15 protein-coding genes are annotated in these 19,031 nt (G+C 66.6%); 13 read left to right on the forward strand and 2 right to left on the reverse strand.

Annotated elements, in window-relative coordinates; translation table 11 throughout:
- Nucleotides 1–2: 2 nt before the first annotated feature.
- Nucleotides 3–3,359, reverse strand: coding sequence for a TIM-barrel domain-containing protein (locus V3596_RS12225; protein WP_334278033.1), 3,357 nt, complete (start codon nt 3,357–3,359; stop codon nt 3–5).
- A gap of 374 nt (nt 3,360–3,733) precedes the next feature.
- On the opposite strand from V3596_RS12225, the gene V3596_RS12230 reads away from it, so the two are divergent.
- The 9 genes from V3596_RS12230 to miaB all read left to right on the forward strand — a co-directional run bounded on the left by V3596_RS12230 (nt 3,734) and on the right by miaB (nt 14,647).
- Entirely contained in the window at nt 3,734–4,891 is a 1,158-nt protein-coding gene (locus V3596_RS12230) for an SIS domain-containing protein (protein ID WP_334278034.1), read from the forward strand.
- Nucleotides 4,875–5,837 (forward strand): ROK family protein, encoded by a 963-nt coding sequence (locus V3596_RS12235; protein ID WP_334278035.1) that lies wholly within the window; start codon nt 4,875–4,877, stop codon nt 5,835–5,837. Before V3596_RS12230 ends, V3596_RS12235 begins: the two co-directional genes overlap by 17 nt.
- 2 nt (nt 5,838–5,839) lie before the next feature.
- Complete coding sequence (locus V3596_RS12240) at nt 5,840–7,171, forward strand: D-tagatose-bisphosphate aldolase, class II, non-catalytic subunit (protein ID WP_334278036.1); 1,332 nt, start codon at nt 5,840–5,842, stop codon at nt 7,169–7,171.
- Nucleotides 7,172–7,210: 39 nt separating this feature from the next.
- Nucleotides 7,211–7,978, forward strand: coding sequence for a DeoR family transcriptional regulator (locus V3596_RS12245; protein WP_334278037.1), 768 nt, complete (start codon nt 7,211–7,213; stop codon nt 7,976–7,978).
- A 3-nt stretch (nt 7,979–7,981) separates the two neighbouring features.
- Nucleotides 7,982–9,073: an N-acetylglucosamine-6-phosphate deacetylase gene (nagA, locus tag V3596_RS12250; RefSeq protein ID WP_334278038.1), complete on the forward strand. Its 1,092-nt coding sequence runs from the start codon at nt 7,982–7,984 to the stop codon at nt 9,071–9,073.
- Nucleotides 9,074–9,100: 27 nt separating this feature from the next.
- Complete coding sequence (locus tag V3596_RS12255) at nt 9,101–10,903, forward strand: MFS transporter (protein WP_334278039.1); 1,803 nt, start codon at nt 9,101–9,103, stop codon at nt 10,901–10,903.
- Nucleotides 10,904–10,913: 10 nt separating this feature from the next.
- On the forward strand, nt 10,914–12,782 hold the full coding sequence (locus tag V3596_RS12260) for a glycoside hydrolase family 35 protein (protein ID WP_334278040.1): 1,869 nt from the start codon (nt 10,914–10,916) through the stop codon (nt 12,780–12,782).
- A 111-nt stretch (nt 12,783–12,893) separates the two neighbouring features.
- Entirely contained in the window at nt 12,894–13,286 is a 393-nt protein-coding gene (locus V3596_RS12265; protein WP_334278041.1) for a hypothetical protein, read from the forward strand.
- On the forward strand, nt 13,283–14,647 hold the full coding sequence (gene miaB, locus V3596_RS12270) for a tRNA (N6-isopentenyl adenosine(37)-C2)-methylthiotransferase MiaB (RefSeq protein WP_334278042.1): 1,365 nt from the start codon (nt 13,283–13,285) through the stop codon (nt 14,645–14,647). The genes V3596_RS12265 and miaB overlap by 4 nt, the downstream gene beginning before the upstream one ends.
- On the opposite strand, the gene V3596_RS12275 is transcribed toward miaB, so the two are convergent.
- Nucleotides 14,631–14,909: a hypothetical protein gene (locus V3596_RS12275; RefSeq protein ID WP_334278044.1), complete on the reverse strand. Its 279-nt coding sequence runs from the start codon at nt 14,907–14,909 to the stop codon at nt 14,631–14,633. The genes miaB and V3596_RS12275 overlap by 17 nt on opposite strands.
- A gap of 56 nt (nt 14,910–14,965) precedes the next feature.
- On the opposite strand from V3596_RS12275, the gene hemA reads away from it, so the two are divergent.
- The 4 genes from hemA to V3596_RS12295 all read left to right on the forward strand — a co-directional run bounded on the left by hemA (nt 14,966) and on the right by V3596_RS12295 (nt 19,014).
- Nucleotides 14,966–16,279, forward strand: a complete 1,314-nt coding sequence (gene hemA, locus V3596_RS12280) for a glutamyl-tRNA reductase (protein WP_334278046.1) — start codon at nt 14,966–14,968, stop codon at nt 16,277–16,279.
- A 72-nt stretch (nt 16,280–16,351) separates the two neighbouring features.
- The gene (prfA, locus tag V3596_RS12285) at nt 16,352–17,434 is read left to right on the forward strand and encodes a peptide chain release factor 1 (protein ID WP_334278047.1); all 1,083 of its coding nucleotides are present in this window, start codon (nt 16,352–16,354) and stop codon (nt 17,432–17,434) included.
- A gap of 5 nt (nt 17,435–17,439) precedes the next feature.
- Complete coding sequence (gene prmC, locus V3596_RS12290) at nt 17,440–18,255, forward strand: peptide chain release factor N(5)-glutamine methyltransferase (RefSeq protein WP_395386817.1); 816 nt, start codon at nt 17,440–17,442, stop codon at nt 18,253–18,255.
- 117 nt (nt 18,256–18,372) lie between these two features.
- Nucleotides 18,373–19,014 carry a hypothetical protein gene (locus V3596_RS12295; protein WP_334278048.1) on the forward strand — a complete coding sequence of 214 codons (642 nt, stop codon included), beginning with the start codon at nt 18,373–18,375 and terminating at the stop codon, nt 19,012–19,014.
- Nucleotides 19,015–19,031: the final 17 nt, after the last annotated feature.

A 19,031-nucleotide genomic window follows, 5' to 3' on the forward strand; every position in this document is an offset into this window, starting at 1 on the left:
GTTCAGTGCTGGATAGAAGCGCTGTCGCCCTCCATCCCGATCAGGACCGCGTTGGCCCAGTTGCCGCAGACCGCAGCCGGCTGGTGGCCGCGCGCCCCGAGCGTGCGCAGGCTGAGCTGGCCCAGCCCCCGCACATCGATTTCAGGTTTGACCACGGCCGGTGCCTGCACCAGGCCGCTGTCGTAAAGCAGGCGCTCATCCGCCCAGACCTGGAACTGCAAGCCACCGGCCGCGCGGCAGCTGTCGTCCACGCCGAGGTCGGCGCGCAGCAGATGCCAATCGCCCTTGATGGCAAGGTCCACGCGGCCGCTGGCGCCCATGCCCAGGCCCTTGCGGAACAGCAGGCCGTTCATGCGCATCTCCTTGGCATGGCTGCGCGGCTTGTCGCGGGCTATTGCCGCGGGCAGCGCCAGGTCCGACAGATAGCGCTGCAGCTCAGGGCGCTGGGCCGGGCGATGCTCCAGCACGCGGAACTCCGACAGCACGATGGGACCGACCTCGATGGGCTGCATCGCGTCGAAGGCCTTGGCAGGCGTCGCGGCTTGCGCAGCCGTGACCATCGGGTCGATGGCATTCGCGTTGTCGCCCTCGGGGTTCTGCACGCTCATCACGCGGAAGCGCAGCAGGCGGCCGGCTAGCGGCGTGGCGAACGCTATGCGCTGCGCGCCTTGCTGATGCTTCAGTCGGCCGCGCAAGACCGGCTGGCCCCAGTCGCCCATGTTGTCGGCCAGATAGACCTCGTAGTCACGCACCTGGCCATGCTTCCAGTGCTGATCCGTGCGCGGCGCCAATCGGATGCCGGAGATCAGGCGGCGCTCGGTGAAGCCCAGCACCCATTCATGCGGGCCGGCTTTGACCGTCTGGTTGCGCGAGGTGCGGAACCAGGTGTCGGGCTTGCCATCGAAAGCGTTTTCCAGCGGATGGCCGGCCTCTTCGGCGGGGCGACTCATCACGACGATGGCGTCGGCCGGGATTTCCGGCCCCACCACCGGCGCGCTCAGGAATTCATCGTCCTGTGCCGGCGCAGCCTGCAAGCCGCGCACGACGAAACTCAAAGGCTGGCGGATGTCGCGCTTGCCGGTCTTGACATGCAGCGTGCCCAGGCGCTCGGCGGCATCGTAGAACCAGCCTTGCTCGGCGGCCTCATAGGCAGCGGCGTTGGCGAGCTGAGGCAAGACCTGGCCCCCAGCTTCGACGGCATTCGGCGCACGGCGGCTCAGGATGCGCAAGGCATGGCGGCGCTGAACCTCCTGGCCGGCGTACTCGCCCTTGACCGGGTCGAGCTGCACGCGCAGCGCGTCGCCTTGCTGGTCCATCGCAATGCGTTGCTGGCTGAACGCACCACCCTGGTACTGGCGGGTCACGCCGTCGTCTTCATACAGCGTGAACTCCGAAGCGCCATGCGGATAGAGATCCAGCGTCAATTGGTCCAGCGGCTTCTGGCCGTCGAACAGCATCTCCGGATACATCGGCAGGATGGCGCCGGCGCGCACGAAGACTGGCAGCTTGTCGAGCGTGACCTGGCTGTCGATGTCGCGGCCCGCAGCGCCTGCCTTCAGCTGGCGGCCGTCCCAGTAGTCGATCCACTGACCTTGAGGAAGATGGATGCCCTTGCGCCAGCCCTGGCTCGCGGCCTGGCTGCGATAGACCGGCGCCACCAGCAGCTCGCGGCCCAGCATGAACTGGTGCTTGTGCGCCTCGGTCCAGGCGGTGGGGTCGTTCGGGAAGTCCCACATCAAGCCGCGCAAGAGCGGCGCGCCCGTCTGCTCGGCCTCGCGGGCCAGCGTGTACATGTAGGGCGTCAGGCGCAGCTTCAGCTTGAGGTACTTGCGGTTGATGCTGCGATAGGGCTCGTCGTACCACCACGGATGCTTGCGCGCGGCGGAGGCCCAGCCCGACATGCCCATCAACACCGGCGTGAAGGTCTTCCACTGCAGGTCGCGGGTGAAGGTTTCCGGGCTGCCGCCGAAGATCGCATCCACGTCGCCGGTGGCATAGGCCTGGCCTGAGAGGCCCGAGCCGACGAGGGTTGGCACATGCCAGCGGATGTAGTCCCAGCTGCTGCTCTGGTCGCCGGTCCAGGTCACGGCATAGCGCTGCGTGCCGGCCCAGCCCATGACCGTCCACAGGAAGGGGCGTGCATCGGAATTGTTCAGGATGCCGTCGTAGGCCGACTTGTTGGCGTCGAGCGAGAACTGGTAGCCCTTGCCCGTCCAGGCCACATCGAGCTTCTGCGCGCGCGAGCCGGCGGTGCCGACTTCCCACTTGATCTTGTCGACGCCGTTCTCGGTCCACAGGCCGGTGCGGAAGCCCTGGCTCTTCAGGCCTTCGACCACCTTGGGCAGGTCCGTGTAGCCGCAGCCGTAGCCGTCGTTGGGCAGGATCCAGCCGCCGGGCATGTCGTGCTCACGGTACTTCTTCGCCACGCTCTCGACCACATCGGGCGTCTTGCCGGTCGGGCCATCGCTCCAGCCCTTGGGCACGGTGCCGGGCTTCTTGATGTTGTCGCCGTCGTTATAGCAATCGGCATCACCGTACTCCAGCGCCCAGCGCGGCAGGAGCTGCGCGCGGCCGGTCCATTCGGTGTAGCGGGCCAGCACTTCGCGAATCGTCGGGCCGACGAAGTAGTAGGCGTCGAAGCGCGCTTCCTGGTGTGCCAGCGTGATCTGCTCGTTCTGGCGCAGGTCGTAAGTGCCATCGCTCCAGGTGTTGCGCAGCATGCCCCAGCCGCGCGAGCTCATCAGGAAAGGCGCGGGGCTGGGCCGATCGCCCTCTTCCCAACCGCCGGAGTAGGAGACTTCCAGCTGCCTGCCCTTGAACTCGAAGCGGCCGTTCTGCTGGCCTCCGCCGTAGAAGCGCTCGGTCTTGTCGGTGGCCAGCGTCTGGACGGCGAGCTTCTCGGCCAGGTCCAGCGGCTGCATCTCTTGCCACAGCGGCTTGCTCTCACCAGCGCGGTAGAGCGTGAAGCGCAAGGGCTTCTTGTCGATGCGCAGGCTCAGCGCGGAAGACTTGATCAGCCAGTGATCGGCCTGTTCACTCAGGCTGGCCTGGGTTTTCGGATCGGCCTGGCCGACGACGATGGCTGCCGCCTTGTCGCCCGAACCGGTGAGCTGCCCCTTGGCGCCAGCCCAGATGCGCAAGACATCAGCTCGCGGCAGGCTGATGCGCAGTTTGACGCCGGCATCGGTGCGCAATTCCCAATGGGCGCCCGCGCCTGCTTCGGCCAAGGCTGCCGCCTCAAGCGGCCGCAAGTCCCGCACATTGCCCACCGGCGCTGCGGACGCGCCAGCAACAAGCGCCAGCACCAGCATCAGGCCCTGGCACATGGTCAGGCAAGGCTGCAAATTGCGAAGTGACAAGATGAGATTTCGGTCCATGACGACTGTGCGGGCAACCACCGCTGAGCGGGAGGCTTTTCGAAAATATTGCGCAAACTTTATGCAGCAGCCCGAAAGACGTCAACGAAAAGAAAGTCAAAACAATCGAAATTCATGGCAATCAGGTGAAAACCACTAGGAATTTCTCTTGAAATACTTTCGATTAGACGATATGTGCTGGCTTTTTCTTTCGACTTTGGCTGATTGCGCAACAGCAATACAACACGCGTCCCGCAAGTTTCGTCAGAATCGGCTCGCATTCCCGACAGTCGCAAGTCATTTAACTTTCGTTATCTTTCTTTGTTTGACATTACGAAAGTTCGTGGTTATCGTTGCGCCGCACTTTGAACCTTGAAATGAACACACTTCTCCAGCGCACACAAGAAGACTGGCGCCGCATCGGTGGTCTGGATACTGCAGAGGAAATCGCCCACCAACCGAGGCTCTGGCGCGAGCTGGCCCGCGTGCTGGATGTCGAGCAGGGCCGCATTGCAGGCTTTCTGGGTGACTGGCTGTCCAAGCCCACGCACCGTGTCATCCTGACCGGCGCCGGCAGCTCGGCCTTTGTCGGCGAGATCGTGGCCGATGAGCTGAACGCGGCCTGGCCGGCGCAGGTCCGCGCCGTGGCGACGACCAGCCTCCTGACGCATCCGGAGCTCTATCTGGAAGCCGAGGCGCCGACGCTGCTCGTGTCGTTCGCCCGCAGCGGCAACAGCCCGGAGAGCCTGGCCGTCGTCGAGCTCCTGCGCCAGACGCTGCGCACGCCACGCTTCCTGAACATCACCTGCAATGCCGAAGGCCAGCTGGCCCGCGAGTCGCAAGGTCGGGCCGACAGTCTCAACCTGCTGATGCCCGCAGGCAGCTGCGACCGCGGCTTCGCGATGACAAGCAGCTTGTCCTGCATGCTGCTGGCGGCCTTGTCAGCGCTCGGTTCGGATGGCTTGCAGGAAGCCGCCTTGCGCATCGAACAACTGGCAGGTCAAGCCGAGCTCGCGCTCGAGGGTTGGGCTGCGCCTGTGGCAGCCCTGGCGGCCGGGCCGCACGACCGCATCGTCTACCTTGGCAGCGGCCCGCTGGAAGCGCTCGCCAAGGAAGCCGCATTGAAGGTGCTGGAGCTGAGCAGCGGTCGCGCCCTGGCCTTGGCGAACACGCCGCTGGGCTTTCGCCATGGCCCCAAGTCGGCCCTGAACAAGCAGTCGCTGGTGCTGGTGTTCCGCAGCCGCAAGCTGCTTTCGCAGCGCTATGAGCAGGACCTGCTGGATGAACTGCAGCGCGAGCAGGTGGCCGGCCGTTGTCTCGCCATCGGCCCGGCCGAGACCGGCGCCGAGCTGAGCGCTGCCGCGCCCGAGTGGCCGGACGCCTGGCTGGCGCCGCTCTGGCTGCTGGCCGCGCAGATGTTCTCCTTGCACAAGTCCGCCGCGCTGGGGCTGAAACCCGACAACCCATTCCCGGACGGCACCGTCAACCGCGTGGTCCAGGGCGTCACCATTCATCCCCATGACGGCAGCCTCTGAATCCGCCCAGGCCTTTCACGGCATCGACATTGGCGGCAGCAAGATCGAGCTGGTGGCCTTTGTCGTCGAGGCTGGCGCCCTGGTCGAGCGGCATCGCCGCCGCGTAGCAACGCCCCGTGACGATTACGCCGCCTTCCAGCAAGCAATCAGCGACTTGGTTGCCGAAGCGGATGCTGCGGTCGGCCAGCGGGCTGCGGTGGGCCTGGGCCTGCCCGGCATCATCGATTCGGCCACCGGCCGGCAACTCAGCTCGAACGTGCCTGCGCTGAACGGCCGCGAGGTCGCTCGCACCCTACAGGAACGCCTGGCCCGCCCGACCGTCATCGGCAACGACTGCCAGTGCTTCGCGCTCTCCGAGGCACAAGGCGGCGCGGCGGACGGCTTGCCCAGCATGTTCGGCGCCATTCTTGGCACCGGCGCCGCGGGCGGCTTCTGTGTCGAAGGTCGCTTGATCACCGGCTACAACCGGCTTGCTGGCGAATGGGGCCACTGGAGCCTGCCGGCCTCGCTGCTGCGTCAGCATGACCTGCCTCTGCTCGATTGCCCCTGCGGCCTGCGCGGCTGCCTGGAGCGCTATGTGTCGGGCAGCGGCCTCTCGAACCTGCATCGCCACTTCAGTGGCGATGGCAGCGAAGCGATCGCCATCGTGGCGCGCGCCGCTGCTGGCGACGCACTGGCGCAAAAGGCGCTCGACGTCCACATCGATCTTCTCGCCCAGGGATTCGCGACGCTGGTGATGGGCATGGACCCGCATGCCATCGTGCTGGGCGGCGGTCTCTCCAAGCTGCCCCACCTCTATGAACAGCTGCCCGCAGCCATGGGCCGCCATCTCTTCAACGGCGTGCGTGTGCCGCCTATCCTGCCGCCCCGCTTCGGCGATGCCGGTGGCGCCCGCGGTGCCGCCCTGCTCGCCCGGCAGCGCAGCGAATCTCCTTCTGCTTCCTGACCATGACGACGCAAGAATCATCCCCGGTGCAGGCCATCCTGAAGGCACACCGCCGCGGTGAGGCGGTGGGCCTCTACAGCGTTTGCTCCAGCCATGAACTGGTGCTGCGCGCGGCGCTGCGCGTGGCGCTCGACCTGGACACACCGCTGCTGATCGAAGCCACCTCGAACCAGGTGGACCAGAACGGCGGCTACACCGGCATGAAGCCGGCCGACTTCCGCCGCTATGTCGAAGGTCTGGCGGCCGAGTTCAAGTTCCCGCTGCAGCGCCTGGTGCTCGGCGGCGACCACCTCGGCCCCAACAGCTGGCAGAAGCTGCCGGCGGCTGAGGCCATGGCCAACGCCCGCGTCTTGATCAATGACTACGTGGCCGCCGGCTTCAGCAAGATCCATCTGGACTGCAGCATGTCTTGTGCCGACGACCCGCTGCGGCTCGACGACGAGACCGTGGCCCGGCGTTCGGCCGAACTGGCCGAGGTGGCTGAAGCCGCAGCGGCCCAGGCCGGCCTGCCGCCGCCCGTCTATGTGATCGGCACCGAAGTGCCGGTGCCTGGCGGCGAGGCGTCACTGGAACAGGCGCTGGCCGTCACCACGCCCATGGCCGCAGCGCGCACGCTGGAAGTGCATCGCCAGGCCTTCGCATCTGCGGGCCTGCGCGCCGCCTGGCAACGCGTGATTGCCATGGTCGTGCAGCCGGGTGTCGATTTCGATCACAGCCAGGTCCAGCACTACGCGCCAGCCGCCGCGGCCGAGCTCTCGGCCTTCGTGGCCGGCCAGCCGGGCCTGGTGTTCGAAGCGCATTCCACCGACTACCAGCTCGAGACCTCGTTGCAGGCCCTGGTGCGCGACCACTACGCCATCCTCAAGGTCGGCCCGGGGCTGACCTTCGCCCTGCGCGAGGCGCTGTTCGCGCTCAGCGCCATCGAGGCCGAGCTGCTCCCGCCAGGCCAGCGCGCCAATCTGCCCGCAGTGCTGGAGCAAGCCATGCTGACCGAGCCGCGGCACTGGTTGAAGCACTATGCCGGAACGCCCGATGAGCAGCACCTGCTGCGCCGATTCGCTTTGAGCGACCGCTGCCGCTACTACTGGGGCGAGCCTGCGGTGCGCGAGGCGCAGGCCCGGCTGTTTGCCAATCTCGACGCTGCGACGGTCCCGCTGCCACTCCTGAGCCAGTACCTGCCGACTCAATTTGCCGCGGTGATGCAAGGTCGCCTTTCAATCCAGGCCCAGGCACTGGTCGAACACAAGATCTGCGAAGTGCTGGCCTCCTACGCACGCGCCTGCCACCGGCCAGAGATCGAAAGCCCGCATGCGGGGCTTGTTTCGAACCTTTAAGCTTTCGGCTTCCATCGAAAGCAATTCTTTCCAAGCATCATGAGAAACACCAGCCAACGCCGCGAACAGATCCTGCAAATGCTGGTCAAGCAGGGCAATGTCCAGGTGTCTGACCTGGTACCGCAACTGGGTGTGTCGGCGGTGACCATCCGCACCGACCTGAGTGCGCTTGAAAGCCAGGGCCTGGTGACGCGCAGCTACGGCGGTGCCACGCTGACGCGAACGCCGCCGCCGGAGCAGAACATCCGCCAGAAGGATGCGCTGAACGCCACGGCCAAGGAGTGCATAGGCACAGCTGCCGCGGCGCTGGTGGAACCGGGCGACAACATCATCATCGACAGCGGCACGACGACGATGCCGCTGGCCCGTCACATCCGCGAGCTGAGCCGTGTGACCGTGATGACCAACGGCCTCAACATCGCCTGGGAACTGGCCGATGCGCCTGGCGTGGAGCTGATGCTCACCGGCGGCCTGCTGCGCAAGCAGAGCCTGTCGATCCAGGGCGCGCAGGCCGAGGCCTGTCTGAACGTCTACAACTTCGACAAGCTCTTTCTCGGCGTCGACGGTTTCGACCTGCAGTTCGGCATCACGACCCACCACGAGGCCGAGGCGAGCCTGAACCACAAGATGGTGGAGCGGGCCAAGAAGGTCATCGTGCTGACCGACTCCTCCAAGTTCGGCCGCGTCAGCCTGCACCGCATCGTGCTGCTGGACCGCATCCACACGGTGATCACCGACTCGGGCATCAGCCCCGAGTACCGCGACGGGCTGCAACGCCTGGGCATCGAAGTGATCATCGCGGACTGATCGATGCTGAGCGGCCGCATCCTCACGTCGCAGGGCTGGGTCGACGGCGAGATCGCCTTCGATCAACGCATCCAGCAGATCAGCGCGAAGGCTGTGAGCGGTGAGACGCGCTACATCCTGCCCGGCTTCGTAGACCTGCATGTGCATGGCGCTGCCGGCGTGGACATCATGGCCGGCGGCGACAGCGGCGAGGTCGTGGCCCGCACCCATGCGCGGCACGGCACGACTTCACTGCTCGGCACGACGATGACCGCGCGGCCCAATTCCATCGAGCGCGCCTTGCGAGGCCTGGCTGGTGTGATGAGCGAGCGCAGAGCTGGCTGCGCCCGCATGCTCGGTGTGCATCTGGAAGGCCCTTACGTCAGCGCCCAGCGCCTCGGCGCACAACCGCCCGAGGTGATGGAAGCGACGCTGGCGCAGGTGCAGGCCTTCCATGCCATCGCACCGATCCGCGTCCTGACGATGGCGCCCGAAGTCACCGGCCATCTGGCACTGATTCCGCACCTGAAAGACCTCGGGATCCGCGTGCAGCTGGGCCATAGCGCCGGCAGCTATGAAGATGGCGTGGCCGCCTTGCAGGCTGGCGCCGCCGGCTTCACGCATCTGTTCAACGGCATGACACCGATGGTGCATCGCGAGCCCGGCATGGTGGGCGCGGCGCTCGCACATGCCGAGTACGCCGAGCTGATTCCGGACCTGCAGCATGTGCATCCCGGCGCGATGAAAGCCGCACTGCGCGCCATCCCCAAGCTTTACTGCGTCAGCGACGCGACGGCCGCCACCGGCATGCCGGACGGCGAGTATTCGCTCGGTACGCAGCGCGTCTTCAAGTGCCTGGGCTGCGTGCGCCTGGCCACCGGCTCGCTGGCCGGCAGCGCACTGACTATGGACCAGGCGCTGCGCAACCTCATCAGCCTCGGCCTGGACCTGGCCGACGCCTCGCACCGGCTCTCGCGCAACCCGGCTGACTACCTCGGTGAGGCCGATCGTGGCCGTCTCCAGGCCGGCGCCTGGGCCGATATCGTGGTGCTGGACGAGCAGCACCAGGTGGTCGAGGTCTTCGTCGAGGGCGAAGCGGTCGACCTTTCTTCCTGACAAACAGACAGACAAACGAGAAAAGGGATGACGATGACCGCTGCCAAGACCCCAAGCACGCGTTGGGCCATGCGCTACCTGCTCTTCATTGCCGGCATGGGCGGCCTGCTCTACGGCATCGACGTCGGCATCATTGCCGGTGCCCTGCCCTATCTGGAATCCACCGCCTCGGTGGCCTGGAAGCTGAGTGCCCAGCAACTGAGCTTCATCGTGGCGGCCGTGCTGCTCGGCAGCGTCCTGTCTTCGCTGTTTGCGGGCGCGCTGGCCGACCTGATCGGCCGGCGCTGGGCCATGGTGCTGAGCGGTGCGCTGTTCACGCTCAGCATCCCGGTCATCGCACTGGCCGAAGGCTATACACCGCTGCTGCTGGGCCGACTGCTGCAAGGCGTCAGCGGCGGCCTGATCGGCGTGGTGATTCCGCTCTATTTGGCTGAGTGCCTGGGTGCGGACAACCGCGGGCGAGGCACGGGCATGTTCCAGCTCCTGCTGACCGTCGGCCTGGTGGTTGCAGCCCTGATCGGCCTGTATCAGGCGCAGAGCGTGGAGACGGCCAGCGTGGCCGCCAAGCTGCTGACCGACAGCAACGCCCAGCAGGCCGCGCTCTTCGCCGCCAAGGACCACGCCTGGCGCAGCATCTTCTGGATGTGCCTGACGCCGGGCCTGGTGTTCACCGCCGGCTGCTTCCTGCTGGCCGAATCACCGCGCTGGCTCCTGCAGCGTGGCCGCGTCGACGCAGCCCGCGCAGCCTTGCTGCGCACCCGCAGCGCGCAGGACACCGAGACCGAGCTGCGCGAGATGCAGCGCGCTGCTTCGCCCGAAGGCGCCGGTGCCGCGACCGGGCCGCTGCTCAGCCGCCGCTATGTGCTGCCCTTCCTGCTCGCCTGCCTGGTGCTGGCCTGCACGCAGGCCACCGGCATCAATTCCATCCTGGCCTATGTGGTCAACATCCTGAACCAGGCCGGCCTGCCAGGCTCGGTGGCCAACCAGGCGGACGTGGCGATCAAGCTGCTGAACGCGCTGATGACGGTCGTCGCCGTGCTGTTGGTGGACCGCAAGGGCCGCAAGTTCCTCCTGATGCTGGGCAGCGGCGGCATCCTCGCCTCGCTGCTGGTGGCCGGCGCGCTGTTTCACAGTGCCGAGAGCGGCCGGCAAGACCTGGCACCGGCGGTCCAGGCCCGCGTGCAGGGCGATGCGCTGGAACTGCGCTTCGAGAACACGACTCTGCAATCGCTGGGCCGTGCTGCTGATGGCAGCGCGCAGCAGTTGACGATCTCCTACTCCTACGGCCCCTTCACCAATGTGCAGAGCCGCCGCAGCGATGAGCCGGGCGCCAGCGCCATCCTGATCAACCGCGCCGACACGGTGCAGGCCGACAGCGTGATCGGTGCCTTCTTCCGCCGCATCCACCTGAACCCCTTCGCCGACCCGGCAGCCGGCGCCACGGCGCCGCTGAAGATCGAGCAGGCGATGGTCGGCCCGGTGCCGAGCGAGCAGCACGGCTGGTGGGTGGCGATCAGCATCTTCGCCTTCGTCGCCTTCTTCGCCGTGGGGCCGGGCGTGTGTGTGTGGCTCGCACTGTCGGAGCTGATGCCCACGCGCATCCGCTCCAACGGCATGAGCATTGCACTCTTGATCAACCAGTTCGTCTCGACCGTGATCGCGGCCGTCTTCCTGCCCACGGTGGGCCAGCATGGCTACGCAGCCATGTTCTTCTTCTGGGCCGGCTGCACCTTGATCTATTTCCTCGCGGCCGCCTTCCTGATGCCGGAAACCAAGGGCAAGACCCTTGAAGAAATCGAGGCCTTCTTCAATCGCAAGAACAGGGCCTGAGGAGCAATAGATGTCGAAGTCATTCAATGGCCCGCTGACTCGGGCCGGCGGAGCACTGGCCGCCTTGCTGTTATCGCTGACACTCGCGACGGCGCCTGCGCATGCGGCGGCGAACTTCAAGGTCGAAGGCTCGCAATTCATGCTGGACGGCAAGCCCTTCCAGATCCGCTCGGGGGAGATGCACTATCCGCGCGTGCCTCAGGAGCTCTGGCGCGACCGCTTCCGCAAGGCGCGCGCGATGGGGCTCAACACCATCACGACCTATGCCTTCTGGTCGCAGCATGAGCCCGAGCCCGGCCGCTGGGACTTCAAGGGCCAGAACGGCCTGCGGGCCTACATCAAGACCGCGGCCGAGGAAGGCCTCAAGGTCATCCTGCGGCCAGGCCCCTATGTCTGCGCCGAGGTTGACTTCGGCGGCTTCCCGGCCTGGCTCTTGCGCACACCGGGCCTGCGCGTTCGCAGCATGGACTCGCGCTACATGGCAGCCAGCGCGCGCTTCCTGAGGCGACTGGCACAGGAAGTCGGCGACCTGCAGAGCAGTCGCGGCGGGCCCATCCTGATGCTGCAGGTCGAAAACGAATACGGTTCGTATGGCCAGGACCACGACTACATGCAGGCCATGTTCAAGCAGATGCGCGACGCAGGCTTCGACGCGCAGCTCTTCACCTCGGACGGCGGCGCCGAGCGCCTGTTCGAAGGCGGCACCCTGCCGCATCTGCCAGCGGTCGTGAACTTCGGCGGCGGCAAGGCGGATGCGCACGCCTCGTTCGCCGCGCTGCAGGCCTGGCGCCCGACAGGTCCGCGAATGGCCGGTGAGTACTGGGCCGGCTGGTTCGACCACTGGGGCGAAAAGCATCATGTCCAGAAGCCCGAGGACGCGGCAGACACCGTCGAATGGATGCTGAAGGAGAACATCTCGTTCAACCTCTACATGTTCCACGGCGGCACCAGCTTCGGCTGGCTGCCCGGCGCCAACTACTCGGCCAAGGAACCCTATCAGCCCGACACCACGAGCTACGACTACGACGCAGCGCTGGACGAGGCCGGCCGCATCACACCCAAGTACCGGCTGATCCGCGAGCGCATTGCGGCTCATCTGGCGGCGCGCGGCGAGAGCCTGCCAGCCTTGGTCGGCGAAGGTCCGAGCACACAGGCGATTGCGCCATTCCCGTTGAAGCGGACCGGCAGCCTGCTGGACGCCTTGCCGCACTTGAGCAAGCCGGTCGCCTCGCGCTTTCCGCGCTCGATGGAGTTCTATGGCCAGAGCTACGGCCTGATCCTGTATCGCAAGAAGATCGAGCAGGCCGTGAAGGGGGCGCTCGTGATCGACGAGCCACGCGACCATGCGACCGTGCTGGTCAATGGCCAGGTGATCGGCACGCTCGAGCGCCGCCTTGGCCAGCGCGAACTGGCGGTCGATCTGCCGGCCGGCGCGACTCTGGACATCCTGGTCGAGAACCTTGGCCGCATCGGCTTCGGCGCCAGGCTCGATGCCGAGCACAAGGGCATCACGCGTTCGGTCAAGCTGGCGGGCCAGGAGCTGCTGGATTGGACGGTCTTCACCCTGCCGCTGAGCAAGGTCCAGGCCCTGGAGCAAAAGCCTGATTCAGCCGGCGGCCCCGGCTTCTTCAAGGGCAGCTTCACGCTCGACAAGCCGGCCGACACCTTCCTCGACACCCGCGGCTGGGGTCGGGGCCAGGTCTGGGTCAACGGCCACCTGCTCGGCCGCTATTGGCAGATCGGCCCGCAGCAGTCGCTCTACCTGCCCGGCGTCTGGCTGCGGCCTGGCGCCAATGAGGTGATGGTGCTGAGCGACCGGCCCGGCGTGACTGAAAGCACGATGCAAGGCCTGGCCGATCCGGTCTTCGAGACGCCGTGAATCGAAAGCGGGCCGTACAAGCCTTGACCCGTTAAAATCCCGACACCTCGCCGGCCCGGAGCTTCCAGCCCGGGCCGGTCCCATTTCTCAAGCAGCCACTGGACAAATACCATGTACCGCTGTGCCCGAATCGCCGCCGTCGCCCTCCTGACCACGGTCGCGCTGCATGTCAGCGCCTTCGCCCAGACGCACCGCTACTTCCCGGCCACCGCCTTGCGCGGCGAGCTGGTCGTGCAGCAGACACCCGACGTGATCCTCAATGGCAAGCCCGCGCGCCTGGCGCCAGGTGCTCGCGTCAAGGGTGACAACAACCTGCTCCAGCAACCCGCCAGCCTGATGGGCCAGAAGCTCGTCGTGCACTACACGGTGGACCCGCAAGGCCTGGTGATGGACGTGTGGGTGCTCAACAGTGCCGAACTGGCCAACAAGACCTGGCCGCGCAGCCGCGAAGAAGCGGCCAGGCTGCAGTTCGAGCCCGGCAACCAGACCTGGAGCAAGCCATGAGCGCCGGCACTGACAAGAAAAAGGTCTACATCAAGACCTTCGGCTGCCAGATGAACGAGTACGACTCGGACAAGATGGCCGATGTGATGGGCGCTGCCGAGGGCTTCGAGAAGACCGACGACCCGGAGCAGGCCGACCTGATCCTCTTCAACACATGCTCGGTGCGCGAGAAGGCCCAGGAGAAGGTGTTCTCCGACCTCGGCCGCGTCAAGCACCTGAAGGACAAGGGCGTGATGATCGGCGTCGGCGGCTGCGTGGCCTCGCAGGAAGGCGCGGCCATCATCGAGCGCGCACCGTATGTGGACGTGGTCTTCGGCCCGCAGACCCTGCACCGCCTGCCGGCCATGCTGGCCGCGCGCAAGGAGCAGCGCCGTCCGCAGGTCGACATCAGCTTCCCCGAGATCGAGAAGTTCGACAAGCTGCCGCCCGCCAAGGTCGAAGGCGCTTCGGCCTTCGTGTCCATCATGGAAGGCTGCTCCAAGTACTGCAGCTACTGCGTCGTGCCCTACACCCGTGGCGACGAAATGTCGCGCCCCTTCGAGGACGTGCTGACCGAGATCGCCGGCCTCGCGGACCAGGGCGTCATGGAGATCAATCTGCTGGGGCAGAACGTCAATGCCTACCGGGGCAAGATGGGTGACTCGGGCGAATTCGCCGACCTGGCGCTCTTGCTCGAGTACGCGGCCGAGATTCCCGGCATCCAGCGCCTTCGCTTCACCACCAGCCATCCGAACGAGTTCAGCCCACGCCTAATCGAGGCCTACGGCAAGATCCCGCAGCTGGTGAATCACCTGCACCTGCCGGTACAGCATGGCAGCGACCGCATCCTGATGGCCATGAAGCGCGGCTACACGGCCCTGGAGTTCAAGAGCATCGTGCGCAAGCTGCGCGCGATCCGTCCGGACATCCGCATCGCCAGCGACTTCATCGTCGGCTTCCCCGGCGAGACCGAAGAAGACCACGCCAGGCTGATGAAGCTGGTGGCCGACGTCGGCTTCGACGCCTCGTTCAGCTTCATCTTCAGCCCGCGCCCCGGCACGCCGGCCGCCGCGCTGGAAGACACGACGCCCTACGAAGCCAAGGTCAAGCGCCTGCAGGAACTGCAAGCAGCGATTGAAGCCCATGCGGTGAAGATCAGCGAAACCATGGTCGGCACCACGCAGCGCATCCTCGTGACCGGCAACGCCCGCAAGGACCCGACCGAGCTGATGGGGCGCACCGAGTGCAACCGCATCGTCAACTTCAAGGGTCAGCCGCGTCTGATGAACCAGCTGATCGACGTGACCATCACGCAGGCTTTCGCGCACTCGCTGCGCGGCGAGGTCGTGGTGACGGAAGAAGCGATCAGCGCCCCGGCCTGAAGGCGAGCCACCATTGCGGCAGGGCCACGGCAACAATCATCAGGCCGTATCCCGCCATCTTGCCGTCCCGGCCGAACAGGGCCAGGGCGGCGATCAGGCCCACGCTGCCGCCAATGCCGCCCCACAGGGCAAGGCGGCGCCAGGTCTGACTCTTGATGGCCTGGCGCCAGAGCAGCTTGACAAGCATCGCGACCAGGGCAGCAACGACCCAGGCCGGTGCCAGGAAATTCAATAAATGCCAGAGGGCGTCGAGCGGGCTCAAGGGCTTGTGATCTTTGTCAGGGCGCGTTGGAGCCCGAATTTTATAATCGCCGTCACATGAGCGTTTTTGCCCTCGGCCTGAATCACAACTCCGCCCCGCTGGATTTGCGGGGGCGGTTTGCGTTTTCGCTCGAGCAACTCGCGCCCACCCTGCTCGGCTTGCGCGAGCAGCTCAAGCAACGTCAGCCGCGCTCGAGCACCGAAGCGGCCCTGGTTTCTACCTGCAACCGCACTGAGCTCTATGTGGCCGGCGCTCCCCAGCTGGTGCGCCCGACCATCGACTGGCTGGCGCAGGTCGGCGGCGTCGGCAGCGATGCGCTGATGAGCCATGCCTACGTGATGGAAGGCAGCGCCGCCGCGCGCCATGCCTTCCGGGTGGCCAGCGGGCTTGATTCGATGGTGCTGGGCGAGCCACAGATCCTCGGCCAGCTGAAGCAGGCCGTGCGCGAGGCCGACCAGGCCGGCACGCTGGGCACGACGCTGCACCAGCTCTTCCAGCGCAGCTTCTCGGTCGCCAAGGAAGTGCGCACTTCGACCGAAATCGGCGCCCATTCGATCAGCATGGCAGCAGCCTCGGTGCGCCTGGCCGGCCAGCTGTTCGAAGACCTCAGCAAGATCCGGGTGCTGTTCGTCGGCGCCGGTGAAATGATCGAGCTGGTCGCCACCCACTTTGCGGCCCGCACGCCGCGGCACATGGCGGTGGCCAACCGCACGCTGGAGCGAGGCGAAAAGCTGGCCGGCCACCTGGGCGCGGAGGCCATTCGCCTCGCCGATCTGCCCCAGCGCCTGCATGAATTCGATGCGGTGATTTCCTGCACCGCCAGCAGCCTGCCGCTGATCGGCCTCGGCGCCGTGGAGCGTGCCTTGAAGAGCCGCCGCCACCGCCCGATGTTCATGGTCGACCTCGCCGTGCCGCGCGACATCGAACCCGAGGTTTCGCAGCTGGACGACGTCTATCTCTACACCGTGGACGACCTTTCCGCCGTGGTGCAAAGCGCTGGCGAGAAGCGCCAGGCCGCGGTGCAGCAGGCCGAGGCCATCATCGAGACGGGCGTGCAGAGCTTCGTGCACTGGCTGGGCCAGCGCAACACCGTGCCCTTGATCCAGGCCCTCAACAGCCAGGCTGAGAGCTGGCGCGAGCTGGAAGTCGCCCGCGCCCGCAAACAGCTCGCCCGCGGCGCCGACGTGGACGAGGTGCTGGAAGCCCTGGCCCGCGGCCTGACGCAGAAGATGCTGCACGGCAGCCTGGCCGAATTGCATGCCAGCGATGGCGCACAACGCGAGCAACTGGCGCAGACGATCTCGCGCCTGTTCCTGCGCAGCAGCAGCCAGTCGCCCCGCGCTGCTTCGGATTCCGGCGACGAGCATTAGCGGCCGGCCCCTGCGCCGCCCTCCCGCTGCAGCTCAGCGGGCCTGCTCAAAGCCTTGCCGGAATTGCCTCAAATGAAAGACACCCTGCGCCAGCAGTTCGAACGCCTGGGCCACCGCCTGGTCGAACTCGACGCCACCCTGGCCGACGGCTCGCTCGCCGCCGACATGAAGCGCTACCGCGCGCTGACCAAGGAGCAGAGCGAGGTGGCCGAACTGGTCGGTGCCTACCGTGAGTTTCTGCAGCGCGAGTCCGACCTGGCCGCAGCCCGCGAGATGCTGGCCGACCCGGAAATGGCGGAGATGGCCCGCGAGGAAATCGAATCGGTCGAGGCCGACATCGCTCGCCTGAATGAGCAATTGCAGCTGGCCTTGCTGCCCAAGGATCCCGACGACGAGCGCAATGCATTCCTGGAAATCCGCGCCGGCACCGGTGGCGATGAATCAGCGCTGTTTGCCGGTGACCTGGCCCGCATGTACTTGCGCTTTGCCGAGCGTCAGGGCTGGAAGAGCGAGATCCTCTCGGCCAGTGATTCCGACCTCGGCGGCTACAAGGAAGTCGTGATCCGGCTGGAGGGTGACAAGGTCTATGGCCGCTTGAAGTTCGACTCCGGCGGCCACCGCGTGCAGCGCGTGCCCGCCACCGAAAGCCAGGGCCGCATCCACACCAGCGCCTGCACCGTGGCCGTGATGCCCGAGCCGGACGAGACCGAGGAAATCCAGCTCAACCCGGCCGAGCTGCGCATCGACACCTTCCGCGCCAGCGGTGCCGGTGGCCAGCACGTCAACAAGACCGATTCGGCCATCCGCATCACCCACTTGCCGACCGGCCTGGTGGCCGAATGCCAGGACGACCGCAGCCAGCACCGCAACAAGGCCAAGGCCATGGCCGTGCTGGCCGCCCGCCTGCGCGACAAGGACCGCAACGAGCGTGCGGCCAAGGAGGCCGCCCAGCGCAAGAGCCTGGTCGGTACCGGCGACCGCAGCGACCGCATCCGCACCTACAACTTCCCGCAAGGCCGCTTCACCGACCATCGCATCAACCTGACGCTTTACAAGCTCGGCGCCATCATGGATGGCGATCTGGATGACGTGGTCCAAGGTCTGCAGCATGCGCAGGCGGCCGAGCAACTGGCTCAGCTGGAAGGCCGGTCGTGAGCATGATGACCGTGGGCGCTGCACAGGCCCGCGCGCTGGCAGCCGGGCTGGAACGCATAGACGCACAGCTGTTGCTCGGCGCCCTCCTTGGCGTGGATCGCGGCTGGCTGCTGATCCATGCCGAGGACGCCATGAGCGAAGCGCAGGCGCAACGCTTCGAGCGTTGGCTCAGCCAGCGCCAGGACGGCGTGCCGCTGGCCTACCTCGTCGGCGAGAAGGAATTCCACGGCCTGATGTTGAAGGTGGACCGGCACACGCTGGTGCCGCGCCCCGATACCGAGGTGCTGGTGGACTGGGCGCTGGAGCTCTTGCCCGAAGGCCAGGAGGCCGACGTGGTCGACCTGGGCACCGGCAGCGGCGCCATTGCCCTGGCCCTCGCACATCGCCGTGCTGCGGCCAGGGTCACTGCGGTCGATCTGTCGGCCGGCGCCCTGGCCATGGCCCGTGCCAACGGCGACGCCTTGAAGCTGAAGGTCGAATGGCTGGAAGGCAGCTGGTGGCAGCCGCTGGCGGGCCGCGAGTTCGACCTGGTCGTCAGCAATCCGCCCTATATCGCAGGCGACGACCATCACCTGCCTGCGCTGCGGCACGAGCCCTTGAGCGCCCTGACGCCGGGCGGCGATGGCCTGGATTCGCTGCGCGCCATCATTGCCGGCTCACAGGACCATTTGCGCCCTGGCGGCTGGATGCTGCTGGAACATGGCTTTGACCAGGCGGCGGCCGTTGCCGATCTGCTACGGCAATTCGGCTTCGCAGAGTTGGAATGCCGCAACGATCTGGGCGGTCAGCCAAGGGTGTCGGGCGGTCGCCGCCCGACTTGACGACAAAGCCACGCAGGAACCCTTTTTTCCTCTCATCTAAGGGCCCACAAGGGGGCCATCGCGGCGTAGTATGGACTCCAAAACAGGGGTCACTTCCGGCCCTGACAGGGGACCGTCATGAGCCGACTTTTCCGCCGCCCTGGCAGCATTCGCCGCACTCGCAGTCGCTTTTTCGGCACCGGTTTCGCCCTGGCCCTGCTCTGCGTTTCGGCCCAGGCCGCTGAAGGCTTGCAGATGCGTTCCGGCGACCTCAGCCCCCAGCGCTGGCAGGCCCGCCTGCAACTGAACCAGCTCGATGCCACCAGCCCCATGGGCTCGCGCCTGCTGGGCGCCAATCTGCTCGGCGACTACTACCTGACAAGCTCGCTCCTCGGTAGCAATGTCATCGGTGGCGTGCGCGCCACCGGCGGCCTGCTGCTGGGCCCGCTTTCGCTTTTGCAGGGCAATGGCGGCCTGGCCTTGGGCCACAACGGCTCGTCAAACAGCCGCTTGGCCGTGGGCCAGCGCCTGGTGTCCCTGCCGGGGCTGGGCGGCACCGGCCTGGCCGGTGACTACGGCTCCACCCTGTCCTATGTCGGCATCGGCTACACCGGTCAATCGCTGCGAGGCGGCTGGGGTTTCAGCGCCGACCTGGGCCTGGCCGTCTCGGGCCTGGCCGATGGCCTGCGCCTCAACCGCTCGGCACTCAGCCTGGACGAGGGCATTCGGGCGGGGCGCTATCAAGCCGTCCTGCAACTGGGCTTGAGCTACCGCTTCTGACCTTGCCCCAGCGGGGC

The organism is Roseateles microcysteis, from assembly GCF_036880965.1.
Taxonomy (GTDB): Bacteria; Pseudomonadota; Gammaproteobacteria; order Burkholderiales; family Burkholderiaceae_C; genus JAUASW01.